Source organism: Kitasatospora herbaricolor, assembly GCF_030813695.1.
GTDB lineage: Bacteria > Actinomycetota > Actinomycetes > Streptomycetales > Streptomycetaceae > Kitasatospora > Kitasatospora herbaricolor.
In genome coordinates this window covers 1,789,500-1,803,481 of sequence record NZ_JAUSVA010000002.1, presented here as the reverse complement: position 1 = coordinate 1,803,481, position 13,982 = coordinate 1,789,500, and the positions used below count along the sequence as shown (strand labels likewise).

The 13,982-nt window shown below is 76.0% G+C and carries 13 protein-coding genes; 4 read left to right on the top strand and 9 right to left on the bottom strand.

The genetic code is table 11. The features are described 5' to 3' along the window. Positions 1-187: 187 nt before the first annotated feature. Both J2S46_RS08240 and J2S46_RS08235 read left to right on the top strand, forming a co-directional pair. Positions 188-1,468 carry a sensor histidine kinase gene (locus tag J2S46_RS08240; protein ID WP_191292065.1) on the top strand — a complete coding sequence of 427 codons (1,281 nt, stop codon included), beginning with the start codon at positions 188-190 and terminating at the stop codon, positions 1,466-1,468. Next, the gene (locus J2S46_RS08235; RefSeq protein WP_229913027.1) at positions 1,465-2,193 is read left to right on the top strand and encodes a response regulator transcription factor; all 729 of its coding nucleotides are present in this window, start codon (positions 1,465-1,467) and stop codon (positions 2,191-2,193) included. The genes J2S46_RS08240 and J2S46_RS08235 overlap by 4 nt, the downstream gene beginning before the upstream one ends. 57 nt (positions 2,194-2,250) lie before the next feature. Here J2S46_RS08235 and J2S46_RS08230 read toward each other — a convergent pair whose 3' ends face one another. Continuing rightward, positions 2,251-3,072 carry an NAD(P)H-binding protein gene (locus J2S46_RS08230; protein WP_191292064.1) on the bottom strand — a complete coding sequence of 274 codons (822 nt, stop codon included), beginning with the start codon at positions 3,070-3,072 and terminating at the stop codon, positions 2,251-2,253. 84 nt (positions 3,073-3,156) lie between these two features. Between J2S46_RS08230 and J2S46_RS08225 the strand changes: the two genes are divergently transcribed. Further along, positions 3,157-3,567 carry a winged helix-turn-helix transcriptional regulator gene (locus J2S46_RS08225; protein WP_191292063.1) on the top strand — a complete coding sequence of 137 codons (411 nt, stop codon included), beginning with the start codon at positions 3,157-3,159 and terminating at the stop codon, positions 3,565-3,567. 49 nt (positions 3,568-3,616) lie between these two features. On the opposite strand, the gene J2S46_RS08220 is transcribed toward J2S46_RS08225, so the two are convergent. The 8 genes from J2S46_RS08220 to polX all read right to left on the bottom strand — a co-directional run bounded on the left by J2S46_RS08220 (position 3,617) and on the right by polX (position 12,949). Further along, the gene (locus tag J2S46_RS08220) at positions 3,617-4,816 is read right to left on the bottom strand and encodes a CaiB/BaiF CoA transferase family protein (RefSeq protein WP_191292062.1); all 1,200 of its coding nucleotides are present in this window, start codon (positions 4,814-4,816) and stop codon (positions 3,617-3,619) included. A gap of 285 nt (positions 4,817-5,101) precedes the next feature. Next, positions 5,102-6,163: a Gfo/Idh/MocA family protein gene (locus J2S46_RS08215; protein WP_191292061.1), complete on the bottom strand. Its 1,062-nt coding sequence runs from the start codon at positions 6,161-6,163 to the stop codon at positions 5,102-5,104. A gap of 157 nt (positions 6,164-6,320) precedes the next feature. After that, positions 6,321-6,953: an AAA family ATPase gene (locus J2S46_RS08210; RefSeq protein WP_191292060.1), complete on the bottom strand. Its 633-nt coding sequence runs from the start codon at positions 6,951-6,953 to the stop codon at positions 6,321-6,323. A gap of 147 nt (positions 6,954-7,100) precedes the next feature. Continuing rightward, a complete protein-coding gene (locus tag J2S46_RS08205) occupies positions 7,101-7,547 on the bottom strand; it encodes a nitroreductase family deazaflavin-dependent oxidoreductase (protein ID WP_191292059.1) in 447 nt (148 codons plus the stop codon). 208 nt (positions 7,548-7,755) lie between these two features. Beyond that, positions 7,756-8,253, bottom strand: a complete 498-nt coding sequence (locus J2S46_RS08200) for a MarR family winged helix-turn-helix transcriptional regulator (protein WP_191292058.1) — start codon at positions 8,251-8,253, stop codon at positions 7,756-7,758. A 109-nt stretch (positions 8,254-8,362) separates the two neighbouring features. Further along, positions 8,363-9,184, bottom strand: coding sequence for a (2Fe-2S)-binding protein (locus J2S46_RS08195; protein ID WP_191292057.1), 822 nt, complete (start codon positions 9,182-9,184; stop codon positions 8,363-8,365). 189 nt (positions 9,185-9,373) lie between these two features. Next, entirely contained in the window at positions 9,374-10,774 is a 1,401-nt protein-coding gene (locus J2S46_RS08190; RefSeq protein WP_229913026.1) for a histidine-type phosphatase, read from the bottom strand. A gap of 444 nt (positions 10,775-11,218) precedes the next feature. After that, complete coding sequence (gene polX / locus J2S46_RS08185; protein WP_191292056.1) at positions 11,219-12,949, bottom strand: DNA polymerase/3'-5' exonuclease PolX; 1,731 nt, start codon at positions 12,947-12,949, stop codon at positions 11,219-11,221. Positions 12,950-13,303: 354 nt separating this feature from the next. Here polX and J2S46_RS08180 point away from each other — a divergent pair, with 354 nt between their 5' ends. After that, a complete protein-coding gene (locus J2S46_RS08180; RefSeq protein ID WP_191292055.1) occupies positions 13,304-13,975 on the top strand; it encodes a histidine kinase in 672 nt (223 codons plus the stop codon). Positions 13,976-13,982: the final 7 nt, after the last annotated feature.

Here is a 13,982-nt window from a genome sequence, read left to right as displayed (position 1 = left end):
CCGTGCCGGGCACGGACGGGGACGGCCGTTCGGGCGGTGCGCCCCGGGCCGGGAAGGCCGGCGGCGTCGCCGGACACGGCACGATCCTGGCCGCCGGGAGGCCGGCCGCACATCGCGGAGAGGCGGGAGAACACCCTCCCCCGATCGGGGGAGGCCCCCGACGACCTGCCCGGCCATACTGACGATCATGATCAGGGGACTCCGGCCGCTGCTGCGCGGCTCCACGTACACGGGTGTGCTGTTCGCCTACGCCGGCGCACTGGCCAGCCTTCCGCTGCTGCCCTTCGCGCTGGCGCCGGCGCTGGCCTGGCGGTCCGCCCCGGAGGCCGTGCAGATCGTGCTGGTGCTCCTGCTCTGGGCCGTACTGATCGTTTCGGTGGGGCTGGCCCGCACCACGCGGCGGGTGCTGGTCGTGGCCGCCCGCCGCCTGCTGAGGGTGCCGTTGCCGGATCCGGTGGCCGGCCGCCGGCGGCCCGGTACCGCAGCCGGGCCGTCCGCCGCGCCCGGTGCGGCGCCGTCCGGTGCCGGCCGTTGGCGGACGCCGCTCTGGCTGCTGCTGCACGTGCTGCTGGGGTGGACCGGGGCGCTGGTGAGCGGTCTGCTGATCCTCCTGGGCCTGAGCCTGCCGGGCAACCGGCTCGGCGGCCAGGTGGAGCTGAACCTGTTCGGCCGGCCGCTGCGGGTGGAGGGCGGCTGGCAGAGCTGGGTGCTGGCGCTCGGCTGCCTGCTGCTGGCGGCCGCCGCATGTGCGGCGGTGACCGGCGCTCTGCGGTGGACGGCGCCCAGGCTGCTCGGGCCGTCGCCGGCCGAGCGGCTCGCGCTGGCGGCCGAGCGGGAGCTGCTGCTGGCCGAACGCAACCGCCTGGCAAAGGAGTTGCACGACTCGATCGGGCACACCCTGACGGCCGCCACCATCCAGGCGGCGGTGGCGGGCGAGGTCCTCGCCGCCGACCCGGCGGCCGCCCGGGCCGCCATGCGCAGCATCGAGGAGTCGGCCCGGGCCGCGCTGGAGGACCTGGACTACGTGCTGGGTGTGCTGCGCGAGGAGGAGCCGGGGACGGCGCCGGCCCGGACCTTGAACGACCTGCCCGAGCTGCTGGACCGGTTGCGGCACGCCGGAGCGGTGGTGGAGCCGGACCTGTCGGGGGACTTGGCGCAGGTGCAGGGGACGCTCTCCCGGGCGGCCTACCGGATCCTCCAGGAGGGGCTGACGAACGCCCTGCGGCACGGGGCCGGCGGTCCGGTCGAGGTCCGGGTGGCGGCCGGGGCGGACGGGCTGGAGCTCAGCGTGGTCAACCGGACCGGCGCGGCGCCGGGCACCGGCCCCGGCGCCTTCCCGAGTACCGGGCGCGGCCTGCCCGGGCTGGCCGAGCGCGTACGGCTGCTGCACGGTGAGATCGACTTCGGTCCGGCGGGCCCCCGGCACTGGCGGCTGGCCGTCCGGCTGCCGGTCCGGCTGCCGGCATGACCGGCTCCGACCGGAGCGAAGGCCTCCCCGCCTTGGCCGCCGCCGGTCCCGCCCCCGGCCCCCCGGGTGCCCCCGTCACCCTGCTGATCGCGGACGACGACGAGGTGACCCGCAGCGGGCTGCGCACACTCCTCTCGGCGCAGCCGGGCATCACGGTGGTCGGGGAGGCCGCCGACGGTGTCGAGGCGGTCGAGCGGGCCCGGCTGCTGCGGCCGGACGTGGTCCTGATGGATGTGCGGATGCCGCGCCGCAACGGGATCGAGGCCACCCGGCTGCTGATGTCCGGCCCGGCCGAGCCGCCGAAGGTCGTGGTGATCACCACCTTCGAGAACGACGGCCACGTGACCGCCGCGCTCGGCGCGGGGGCCGCCGGATTCGTGCTGAAGCGGCTTCCGGTCCGGCAGATCGCGGAGGCGGTGCGGGTGGTGGCGGCGGGCGAGGCGATCCTCTTCCCCGCGGCGCTGCGCCGGATGGTCGCCGCCCGCCCGCTGGGTTCCGCGCAGGCCCTGCCGCGGGCGGCACTGACGGGGCGGGAGGAGGAGGTGCTGCGGCTGATGGCCACGGGGCTGTCCAACCCGGAGATCGCCGAGTCGCTCACGGTGAGCCTGGAGACGGTGAAGACGCACGTGGGGAACGTGCTGACCAAGCTCGGTGCGCAGAACCGGACGCACGCGGTGGTGATCGCGTACGAGTCCGGCCTGGTGGTGCCGGGCGTCCCCGGCTGACCCGGCCGGGGGCGCCGGGGAGCCGCCGGGCCTCGGCTGTTGGGCACCGGCCGCCGGCTACCGGCTCCGGCCGGTGGCGACGTCCAGCGCGGAGCGCGGCGCCCGGCCGAGCAGGGCGCGGAGGTCGCCGCCGGTCCGGTCCAGGAAGCCGGCCGCGACGGCCGAGCAGGTGCCGAGCACCATCGGCACCTGGAACGGCGCCGCGCCGGAGGCGGTCAGGCGCTCACGGGCCAGGGCCAGCGGCTCGGACTCGTAGACGACCCCCGGGCCGTGGGCGCGGGCGAGGTCCTCGCCGCCGACGGCCGCTTCGCCGACCAGCTCGTAGCTGCGCCCCGCGTGCGCGCCCGCCTCCCGGACGACCGCCGCCGCCGCGTCCGCGAGGTCCGCGCGGGCCACCGCGGCCAGCCTGCCCCGGCCCAGCGGGGCGGTCAGCCGGCCGTCCGGGGCCGGAGTGGCGAGCTGTCCCAGCAGTTCGGCGTACAGGCCGTTGCGCAGGATCGTCCAGTCCGCGGAGCCCTCGCGCAGCCGGCGCTCGGTCCAGCGGTGGGGGAGGGCGTAGGGCAGGTGGTCGCCGTCGCCGGTCAAGCTGGTGTAGACGATGTGCCGCACGCCGGCCCGCTCGGCCGCGTCGACGGCGGCCCCGTGGCGGGCGATCACGGTGTCGTCCTCGCCGTAGCCGGCCGAGACCAGCAACAGGACGTCCACCCCGGCGAAGGCGCCGGCCAGGGTGTCGGGCGCGTCGAAGTCGAGGTGGCGGACGGGCAGCGGCACCCGGACGCGCCCGGGTGCGCGGGTGCCGAGGACGACGTCCTCGCGGTCGGCCAGCCGCTCGGCGACGAGGGTGCCCAGGCCGCCGGTGGCGCCGGTGAGGAGGATCAAGATGTGCTCCCTGCGGGGTAGGTTCTCTTCGGTAACCAGCAACATCCTGCGGGTTCGCCGCACCGGGCATAAGGAGGCACTTCCATGTCGGTAGGGCACATCGGGATAACCACCGAGGCCGTGGTCAGCTGCGAGGAGCACGTGGACTGCGGCATCCGCGACGTCCTGGACCGGATCGGCGACAAGTGGTCCGTCTTGGTCGTCGTGGAGCTGGCGCAGGGCATGCACCGCTTCCGCGGGCTGCAGCGCGCCGTCCCGGGCATCTCCCAGCGCATGCTGACGCTCACCGTGCGCCGGTTGGAGCGCGACGGGCTGCTCACCCGGACCGTCCACCCGACCGTCCCGCCCCAGGTCGAGTACGAGCTGACGCCGATGGGGCACAGCCTGACCCACCTGGTCCGGGCGCTCGCCGACTGGTCGCTGGAGCACCGGGGCGCCATCGCCGTGGCCCGTCAGGAGTGGGACGAGGCGAACCCCGGTTCCGGGATCCGCTGACGGTCCGCCGGCCGGGTGGGCGGGGGCAGGGCGGCAGGGGGAACGATCGTCAGGAGTCCAGCCAGGCGGTGAGCTCCTCGGTGTGCTCGCCCAGGCGCGGTGGCCGCCGGTCGTAGCGGGGCGGGGTGCGGGAGAGACCGATCGGATTGGCCACCAGGTCCAGCGGGCCCTGGTCCCCGGCCACCGTGGCACGCGGCGACAGACCCAGCGACTCGGCCAGGCCGAAGGCGCCGGCCAGGTCGTTCACCGGGCCGCAGGGCACGCCGAGCGGGGTGAGCAGCTCGAACCACTCGGCGGCGGTCCGGCCGGCCAGCAGCGCGGAGAGCGCCTCGGCCAGCTCCACCACGTGCGCGACCCGGTCGGAGTTGGTCGCGAACCGCTGGTCCCGGGCGAGTTCCGGGGCGGCCAGCCCCTCGCACAGCGCGGCGAACTGACGGTCGTTGCCGACCGCCACCACCAGCTGCCGGTCGGCGGCCTCGAACACCTCGTAGGGGGCGATCGACGGATGCCGGTTGCCGAGGATCCCGGGCACCGCGCCCGCCAGGGTGTAACCGCCGGCCTGGTTCACCATGCTCGACAGCAGCGAGGTGAGCAGGTTGACCTCGACGTGCTGGCCCTCGCCGGTCGTCCCCCGCTCGCGCAGCGCGGCCAGCACCCCCACGGCGGCATGCAGGCCGGTGAGCACGTCCACCAGGGCGACGCCGGTCTTCACCGGCTCGCCAGGCCCCGGTCCGGTGACGCTCATCAGACCGCCGACCGCCTGCACCAGCAGGTCGTACCCCGGCAGCGCGGCACCCCGGCCGGGCCCGAACCCGCTCACCGAGCAGTACACCAGGCCGGGGTTGAGCTCGTGCGCCCGCTCGTACCCGAGGCCGTGCCGCGCCATCGTGCCGGGCCGGAAGTTCTCGAACAAGACGTCGGCCCGGCGGACGAGTTCGACCGCACGGGCGTGGTCGGCGGGCTCCCGCAGATCGAGGGTCAGCGAGCGCTTGTTGCGGTTCACCGAGAGGAAGTACGTCGCCTCGCCCTGGGCGTGCGGCGGCCCCCAGGCCCGGGTGTCGTCGCCGCGCGCCGGCTGCTCGACCTTGACCACGTCCGCCCCGAGGTCGGCCAGCAGCATGGTGGCGTACGGCGCGGCCAGCACCCGGCCGAAGTCGGCGACCAGGACGCCCGACAGCGGCAGGCCGCCGGCGCTCGCCGGCGGCCTGCCGTCAGCACTCGTCGCCGGCACGCCGTCGCCGGCGCTCATCGACGGCCGCCCGGTCGCGGCCCGGTCGCCGGCGGCCCGGCCGGCCCCGCTGTGCTTCCCTGCATGACAGCCTCCCAGTTCCGTACCTGCCGCCGCCCGGTGGGAAGGGCGGCGCCGACCGGGACCGGCTCCGGGCGGGAACGGTCCGTGGCGAACATTCTGGAGCCGCGCGGGCACCGGGGTGGTGGACGCGGTGTCCTGGCGTCGGGGTGTCGCCAGGACACCGCGTCGGCATGGCCGGGTGCCGGCGGGGTGTCGTCGGGTGTCAGCGGCGTGCCGGCGGGGTCAGTCGCGGTCCCCCGGGTAGCGCAGGCCGATCCGGCGCCGGACCGTGTCCAGGGTGCCCATCAGGGCCAGCGTGCCGTCCAGCGGGACGAGCGGCGACTCGGCCGCCCCGGCGCGCAGGCAGCGCATCACCTCCGCCGCCTCGTACCGGTAACCGTGCCCGGGCTCGCGCGGGAACCGGAACTCCTCCGGCTCGTGCCGGCGGCGGTGCAGCACGAAGGAGTCCGGCCGGTAGAAGTCGCGGGGGATCTCGATCCGGCCCAGCGAACCGCCGATCTCGGCCCGCTGCGCACTGTCCGAGACGATCGAGCAGGACAGCACCGCGTGCGCCCCGCCGGGGTGCCCGAGCAGGATGCCGGTGTTGTCGTCCACGCCGTCCGGAGCGATCCGCCCCCAGGCCTGGACGCTGTCCGGCGTGCCCAGCAGCAGCTGGGCGAAGGCCAGCGGGTAGACGCCGATGTCCAGCAGCGCACCGCCGCCGGCGGCCGGGTCGCGCAGCCGCCCGCTCCCGCCGGGCTCCGCGGCGAACGCGAACTCCGCCTGGACGGTGCGGACTTCACCGATCGCGCCGTCGTCGATCAGCTGGGTCAGGCGGCGGACCGCCGGGTCCAGGTAGGTCCACATGGCCTCCATCAGGAAGACCTCGTGCTCGCGGGCGAGGCGCACCAGGTCCTGCGCCTCGGGCAGGTTGAGGGTGAAGGGCTTCTCGCAGAGCACCGGCTTCCCGGCCGCCAGCAGGAGCGAGGTGGCGGCGTGGTGCTGGGCGTGCGGGGTGGCGACGTAGACGACGTCGACCTCGGGGTCCTTGGCGAGTTGCTCCCAGCTGCCGTACGCGCGGGGGATGTCGTGGCGCTCGGCGAAGCGCCGGGCGGACTCCTCGGTGCGGGAGGCGACCGCGGTCAGGCGGGCGTCCGGGAGCAGGGCGAGGTCCTCGGCGAAGGCGGTGGCGATGGCGCCGGTGGCGAGGATGCCCCAGCGGACCGGCGGGGTGCCGGGGCTGCCGAGGGTGCCGGCGGCGTGGGCGGCGGCGTTGGCGGGGCGGTGGGGGGTGGGGGCGGTCATGGGGCCCGTTCTGGTCGGGGCGGCCGCTCGGTGCGGTCTGCGTGTCCGTATCGGAGCATATGGGAGCGCTCCCACAGAATGATCTCGGGGGCCGATCAGGCCTGCCCGGAAGGGCCAGGTCCATCGGCGGCGAGCCCGGCACGGGACCGCCGCCGGCTCAGCGGACCCGGATGTGCCGGACCCCGGTCCAGGCCCGGCGCAGGCGCCCGCGCACCGCGCTGTCGGTGTTCGGGAGCAGGGTCAGCCCGGCCGAGGCCGCGATCAGGTCCGCGACCTGCGCGACCGTGCGGTCGCCGGTCTCCAGATGCTCGGCGAACTCCTCCCCGTGCAGCCGGTCCAGGCACAGATCGAGCCGGGAGCGGGCGAAGCTCTCGCGTCCGAAGGGGGCACCCCGGCGGGCGGCGAACCGCACGACGTGCCCCAGGCGTCGCTCGCGCAGCCGGCCCACGATCGTTTCCCGGTCGGCCAGCAGCGTGAAGTGCCGGACGTCGTGGCCGCGTTCCCGGAGCCGGCCCACCGTCTCCCGGAAGCAGTCCGGGTCCACGACGGTCATCGGTGCGATCACCACCCCGTCCTGCCGGCCGAGCACCAGGTCCAGCACCTCGTAGACGCCCTGCCGCCAGGCCGGGAAGTCCTGGAAGTCGCCGCGCAGTGCCGGCGGCGTCATCCGGTGCAGGCCGAAACCGACGTGTTCGGGGTCGCAGACCACGCTGCCCGGGAGCCGCCGACGGATCTCGTGCGCCGTCTGCGTCTTGCCGCCGCCGTAAGGGCCGTTGATCCAGAGGAGCATGACCGGAGCATACGGCGGGCGTGGCCCGGGCGTCGGATGGATGGAGGGACGGGCGGGCCGGGCCGGACCTCGCTTGTCGAGGTGGCGCCCGGGCCGGTCGCCGAGCTCCTCGGCCCGACGACCGCCGCGCTGCCGCGCGCCGCAGGCTCAGCCGCCCGCGGGGGTGTCCCGGCGGAGGCGGATCACCGGGATGTCGCGGCTGGTCTTCTTCTGGTAGCCCGCGTAGGGCGGGAAGACCTCCACCAGGCTCGGCCAGACCCGCGCCTTCTCCTCGGCCGGGAGCACCTCGGCCGTGGCGGTGAAGCGTTCGGGGCCGACCCGCAGCCGGACCTCCGGGTTCGCCGTCAGGTTCAGGTACCAGAGCGGGTGGTGGTCGGCACCGCCGAGCGAGGCGACCACCAGGTAGTCCTCGCCGTCGCGGCCGTAGATCAGTACCGTCCGCCGCCACTGGCCGCTCTTGCGGCCGAGGTGGTCGAGCAGCAGGCAGGGGGCGCCCTGGATGGTGGTGCCGGCCGTTCCGCCGGACTCCTCGTAGCGGCGGGCCTGATCGGCGACCCAGCCGGTGGGACTGGCCGTCGGCTCGTTCTCGCTCACGTTGCCTCCTCGTCGGGCCGGCGCCGTGCGGCGCCCGCTGCGGCCGGGCGCCTGCCCGGCGCCCGCCGGTCCACGGTAGACGAGCGGCGCCCGGCCGGGGCGGCGGCCACACCGGGGCGGGTCGCAGCCGGGCGGGTCGGAGCGGGGAGGGTCGGACGGAGCACGGGTCGGCGCCGCCGGCAGGACGGGGCCGGGGGCTGACCGGGCATCAGGGCCGCGTCGCCGTCGGCGCCGGCCGGGAGGCGTCCACGGCGGCGTCCAGCGGCACGTCCAGCAGGGTGGTCAGCTCGGCGACCAGCGTCGCGGTGCGTGGGCTGTCCAGACCGCCGAGCGGGGACAGGAGTTGCCCCAGCAGCCGCTGCACGACGTCGACGGCCCGGCGGGTGGTGTCCAGCCCCTGTTCGGTGAGCGACAGGCGGACGGCCCGGGAGTCGGCCGGGTCCTTCGCGCGCTCGACCAGGCCGGCCTCCTCCAGGGCGCGGGCCAGCTTCGACACGTACAGCGCCTCCAGGCCGGTGTGCTCGGCGAGTTGCCGCTGGCTGGGCTGCTGCCCGGAGCGCTGCATGCCGAGCAGGGAGGCGAGCAGCGAGTACTGCGCATGGGTCAGGCCCAGCGGGGCGAGGGCCCGGTCGACGGCCACCCGCCACTTGGTCGACAGCCGCCAGACCAGGAAGCCGGGGGTGGGCCCCGGGGATGCCTTGCTCATGGCAGATACCGTACATGGACACTGCATACATGGCTATCAATCTCGGGTGCGGGGCCGGGCCACCCGCCCCGGCCCCGCACCGCCGAGGGCCGACCCGGCCGGAGGCGGCTCAGGACCGGCCCGGCGGCGCGTCGAAGACGCAGTCGCCGCAGATGCCGGCCCGGGGGCCGACGCGGTAGTAGAGGCAGCAGCTGGTGCGGCGGAATGCGGGTACGGCGGCCGGGCCCGCGCAGGTCAGGGTGCCGGTGCCGACGAGCCGGCCGAGCACCAGCAGGTCGTCCGCGAGCCGGCGCGCGGTCCGGGCGGCCTCGGGCCGGCGGACGGCGGCCCAGCCGTGCAGCACCCGCAGCGAGCCGGCCAGGGCGGAGGCCGCGTTGCCCCGGAGCAGTCCCTCGGAGACGGGAGCCACGGCGCGCACGGCGGCCGCGAGCGGGACCAGGTTCTCGGTCACCACGGCGCGGTAGAGCCGGGCCGCCGTGGGCGGCTCGGTCGGCCCGGCCCCGGTGGCGGGCTCCGGCCGGTCGGCCCGGAGTCCCCCGTCCGAGGCCTGGTCGGCGGCCGGCCGCGGGAGCCGGAGCAGCAGCGGGCCCTGCGGCGGCAGCAGGGCCTCGACCCGGTCGGGGTGCAGGTCCAGCGTGGTGCCGCCCAGTGCGGCGGCGCCGAGCGCCACCGACCAGAGCCGGGAGGCCAGTCCGAGCTGCAGGATGGAGGCGGCCACCCGTGGCTCCGCCGTCCCCAGCCGCTCGGCGACCGCCGGGATCCGCTCGGCCAGCACGGAGCCGGGCCCGGTCGCGTACAGCTCCCGCAGCGGCCGCAGGCCGGGCGTCCGGTCCGGCTGCCCGGGGCTGCCGGTGAGGATCTCGAAGTACGGCCCGACCGCGGCCAGTTGTGCGGCGAGGTCAGCCGCGCGCGCGGTGCGGGGCTGGGTCACGGTGGTCCCCCTGGGGCGGGCCGACGGCGTTCGTACCGGCCGATCCTACGGCGCGCGACGGCGTTGGGGGCGCGTCCGGGCCGAGGGCGCCGGGCGGGTCGGCCGTACCCCCGGCGCCCGAACCCCGCCCGAAGGCCCCCGCCGGCCGAGCGGGCCGCCGTCCCGTCCGCCGAACGGGGCGCCGGCCGGTCAGGCCCGGCCGAAGCAGCGCCGCAGCTCGTCCAGGTCGTAGAAGTAACTGCCCTTGGCGATCGGCCGGCAGGAGGACTTGAAGGCCGTCTCCTGCTCGTTGTAGAGCATCCGGACCAGGTACGCCGGGGACTTGCCCGCGCCGCTCCTGCCCGCGCCGTCCTTGCCCGCGCCGCCGGCGTAGAGGTCCCACTGGACGTTCGCGGCCATCGGGGACACCTGCCCGCCGCGCCACTCGTCGTTCCGGTAGGTGTACGGCTCGTCCGGGGCCGCCGGCTCGGTGCTGCCGGGCAGGCCCATCAGCGCCGCCAGCGGCTCGATCTCCTCGGCGTGGGTGAACCGCAGCACGGCGCCGTCATGACCGGTGCCGGCGGCCTTCGCCTCGACCGCGGCGAACAAGTCGTCCAGCAGGGGCTGGGCCATCCGGTAGGTGACGGTGCGTCCGGCGAAGCCGGGGCCCTTCTGGTAGAACTCCTCGGCGTCGTCCAGGTAGGCGAACCACTGCGCGTCCCGGGAGGTCAGGTAGGGGTCCAGGTCGACGGCCGGCGCCTCCTCGGCGAGGTCGGGCGCGGAGCTGTACAGCTGGTGCAGGGCGCGCGCGAAGGCGATCCGGTCCTCGGCGGACATCGACGCGACGAACTCCGCGTCGAAGAGCCGCTCCGCGACGTGCCGGGCCGCCTGCTCGGTCCGCGGCGCGCCCTCGATCCCGGCCAGCACGGCCGCCAGGTCCGGGTCGTGGGCCAGGTAGGCCTGGTAGTCGGCGTTCTGCGGCTGCTTGTGGAAGTAGAGCAGGTTCTTGTCGGTGACCGGGGCCCTGATCAGTCCGGCCAGCGAGGGCTGCCCCTCGGTCAGTCCCGAGGTGAACGCGTTGGCGCTGGCCACCGTGCGGGCCACCCCCGAGGTCTCCACGACGACCGGTTCGTGCTCCGCCGCGATGGTCCGGAAGAGCTCGGGCAGGCGCTGCTCCATCCGCAGGGCGGTCTCCCGGTGCTCCCGCACCCCGCGGCCGGCCAGGTTGCCGTAGCCGACCGCCGAGGCGGCGCCGAGCAGGGTGCGCACCTGCGGCGCCAGCCCCGCGCCGAGCCGGTTCAGGGCACCGCGCTGCTCGGCGGTCCCCAGCACGGCCAGCACCAGGTCGCCGTCCTCGCTGTCCGTCATGGCCCGGGAGCCGTGCCGGGCGACGTTCTCGGTGAAGACCGGGAGGTAGCCCCCAGGCGCGCGTTCGTACTGCTTCGGCCGGCCCTGCGGCTCGTAGGGGGTCTTGGTCCCGTACGGGTACGACTGCCCGTCCGGGTGCCCGCCACCGTGCCGCCCCTGGGCGGAGGCCGGGCCACCGGCGAGCAGCACGGTGGCGGCGAGGGCCACCGACATGGTGGCGGAGACAGCGGCGGAGGGTTTCACGACCGGGGCCCTTCGAGAGCGGGACGACGCAGTGACCGAGCGGAGCGCCTCGCAGCCTGTTCCCGCCCGGTGAACCGCCGGTGGCCGGCCCGCGCGTCCGCGGTGAGCCGTGGATGAACAGGCACCGGGAGCCTTGGACGGACAGGCGCCGGGAGCCGTGGACGAACAGGCGCCGGGGCGGGCCCGGGTGCCCCCGGTCGAGCGGCCGCCCGGACACCGAGAAACCCCCGGACGGTGTCACCGTCCGGGGGCGTGGGTGGACCTGCGGGGTGGGGGTTGGCCTCCGGACTCAACCATCGTCCTCCGGCCGCTCAGTTCGATCGTCGACCGAGGTACCAGCGGCAGAACCTCGACCTGTCGCCACTGCCTCCTGCGGTCGAACTCCCTCGTCTACCTCGCAGGTCCACTTCCATCATGCGCCTGATCAGGGCGGGAATCCAGGGGTCAATGCGGCGGATTCTTGTGGAGGAACCGCTTCAGCCGCTGCCACGTCCAGGTGTTGATCACGTCCTCCGGGGTGAGCCCGCCGCGCTGCGCCGTGCCGATGCCGTAGCGCGGGTTGGCGAGTTCCCGCGTGGAGTGCGCGTCGCTGTCGATCGCGAACCGGACGCCGAGGCTCCTGGCCCGCCGGACGTGCTCGTCGCGCAGGTCGAGCCGGCGCGGGGCGCCGTTGATCTCCATCGCGGTGCCGGTCCGGGCGCAGGCCCGGAACACCTCGTCGAGGTCCACGTCGATCGGTGCCCGGCGCCCGATCAGCCGGGTGGTGGGGTGCCCGATCACCTGGACGTGCGGGTTCTCGCAGGCGCGGACCAGCCGCCGGGTCTGGGCGGCCCGGTCCAGCCCGAAGTGCGAGTGGATCGAGGCGACGCAGACGTCGAACCCGGCCAGGAACTCGCCCGGCCAGTCCACGTCCCCGTCCGGCCCGATGTTCAGCTCGGTGCCGTGCAGCACCCGCATCCTGCGGTACCGGCCGTCGAGTTCGCGGACCAGCGCGCGCTGGGCCAGCATCTTCTCGTCGGTCATCCGCTGCATGACCAGGTCCGGGGCGTGGTCGGTGACCGCGTAGTAGGCGTAGCCGCGTGCGGCGGCCGCCGCCAGCATCTCCTCCAGCGACGCCAGCCCGTCCGTCAGGTCGGTGTGGGTGTGCAGGTCGCCGCGCAGGTCCTGTTCGGTGACCAGCCGGGGGAGTCCGCCGCGCAGGCCGGCCTCGATCTCCCCGGTGTCCTCGCGCAGCGGCGGCGGGATCCAGGGGAGTCCGAGGGCCGCGTACACCTCCTCCTCCGAGGCGGACACCAGCTTGTCGCCGCCGGGGCCCGCCCGGAACAGCCCGTACTCCGACAGCTTCAGTCCGGCCTCGACGGCCATCCGGCGCAGCCGGATGTTGTGCGCCTTGGAGCCGGTGAAGTACACCAGCGCCGCGCCCCAGTCCTCCGGCGGGACGACCCGGAGATCCACCTGGAGGCCCTCGGCGGTGCGCACCGAGGTCTTGGTGGGGCCGCTGACGACGACCTCGGCCACGAAGGGGAGCGCGGTGAACGCGGCCGTCAGCGGCGCCGAGTCCTCGGCCGTGGCCAGCACGTCGATGTCGCCGACCGTCTCCCGCATCCGCCGCAGCGACCCGGCGTACGCGCAGCGGATGCACCCGGGGACGGCGGACAGCGCCGCCGCGATCTCCTCCGCCAGCGCGGTGGCCACGTCGATCCCGGTCCGGCCGCCCGCCTGCCGGCGCAGCTCGATGCCCTGGAGGATCCGCTCGGCGCTGCGCTCACCGAAGCCGGCCACCTCGCCCAGCCGGCCGGCCCGGGCCGCCTCGGCGAGTTCGTCCACCGAGCCGATGCCGAGGTCGCGGTAGAGGGCCATCGCCTTCTTGGGCCCGACGGTGGGGATGTCCATGATCTCGCGCACCCCGGACGGGATCTTCGCCCGCTGCTGCTCCAGCGCCTCGATCCGCCCGGTCCGCAGGTACTCGCCGATCTTCTCGGCGGTGGACTTCCCGACACCGGGGATCCCCTGCAGCCCCTTGAGGTCCAGCCGCGCGACGTCCTCCGGGTGGCCGCCGACCGCCCGGGCGGCCTTCTCGTAGGCGCGGGCCCGGAAGGCGTCCCCGCCGGTGATCGAGATGAGGTCCGCGTACTCCTGGAGCAGCGCCTTGACCTCGTCGTTGAGCCGGGGCATGGCGCCAATTCTAGGGCGGCGGGGCGCTCGCGGCCGGGTCGGACCCCGCCGTTCGGCGGGTCGGAACGGCACCGCGGCACGACGATTCCGGTGCGGGATTCACCCAGACTGGTCCGGTACGTCACGTCCTGTTCAGGTCCGCGCACTTCGCACCGGGTGAACTGCCGCTCCGGGGTGGTGCCGCCGCCGACGGCCGGTCCGGGCGGTGGGCCGATTCGGTGGGCCCGGTCGGGCGCCCGGGTCCGTGGGCCCGGGTGCTCTGCTGCGCCGAGCCGGGCCGGGTCGGGACGGAGGGGGCCGGCCGGGGGAGTCCGGCGGCCCGGACGGAATGTCTCACTGCGATGGGGAGCCGAGATGGCGCGGGGCAAGCGTTGGACCCTTCTGGCCGGAAGGTTCGGGCGCCGGTCCGGCCGGGGTGCGCCGATCGCCGTCCCGGAGGTGCTGGCGGCCGGTGCGCCGGAGCAGGCCGGCGCCGCCCGGGGCCCCGCCGGCTGCGGTGCGCCGCTGGGGAGGCCGGACCCGGCGGGGCGGGGGCCGGCGGGCTGCGGGGGCGAGCCGGGACGCGGGGCACCGCCCGCGCCGCCGCGCGTGGTGGCCGACGCGGCCGGCGCGGCCCGGCTGGCGGTCCGGACGGCGGCCGGGGGCGGACGCACCGCCGCGGTGCGGCTGCAGCTTCCGGCGGACCTGCCGCCGGTGTCCGCGGACGGCACGCAGCTGCGGCTGGCGGTGGCCGCGCTGCTGGAGCACGCTCTGCGCCGCCGCCCGCCGGGGACGAAGGTGCTGGTCCGGGCCGAGGCGGTGGCGGGTGCCGAGGGCGGGGGAGCGGGGCGGGTGGAGATCCGGGTCGTCGACCGGGGGGCGAGCCGGCCGGGCGAGGCGAAGTACTGGACGGCCGTCGAGGGCGCGGAGGGCGCCGCGCGGGCGGCCGGCGGACGGCTGCGGGTGGAGGAGACCCCGGCCGGCGGGCTGACCTTCGTCCTGGTGCTGCCGGCGGTCGCCGACGAGGGCCCCCCGCGTCGCGCCTGAGCCGGGG

Bases quoted from the DNA above. Each gene is read 5' to 3' on its own strand.
- J2S46_RS08240 (WP_191292065.1), top strand. From the start codon at position 188: ATGATCAGGGGACTCCGGCCGCTGCTGCGCGGCTCCACGTACACGGGT.
- J2S46_RS08235 (WP_229913027.1), top strand. From the start codon at position 1,465: ATGACCGGCTCCGACCGGAGCGAAGGCCTCCCCGCCTTGGCCGCCGCC.
- J2S46_RS08225 (WP_191292063.1), top strand. From the start codon at position 3,157: ATGTCGGTAGGGCACATCGGGATAACCACCGAGGCCGTGGTCAGCTGC.
- J2S46_RS08220 (WP_191292062.1), bottom strand. From the start codon at position 4,816: ATGAGCGCCGGCGACGGCGTGCCGGCGACGAGTGCTGACGGCAGGCCG.
- J2S46_RS08215 (WP_191292061.1), bottom strand. From the start codon at position 6,163: ATGACCGCCCCCACCCCCCACCGCCCCGCCAACGCCGCCGCCCACGCC.
- J2S46_RS08210 (WP_191292060.1), bottom strand. From the start codon at position 6,953: ATGCTCCTCTGGATCAACGGCCCTTACGGCGGCGGCAAGACGCAGACG.
- J2S46_RS08200 (WP_191292058.1), bottom strand. From the start codon at position 8,253: ATGAGCAAGGCATCCCCGGGGCCCACCCCCGGCTTCCTGGTCTGGCGG.
- polX (WP_191292056.1), bottom strand. From the start codon at position 12,949: ATGCCCCGGCTCAACGACGAGGTCAAGGCGCTGCTCCAGGAGTACGCG.
- J2S46_RS08180 (WP_191292055.1), top strand. From the start codon at position 13,304: ATGGCGCGGGGCAAGCGTTGGACCCTTCTGGCCGGAAGGTTCGGGCGC.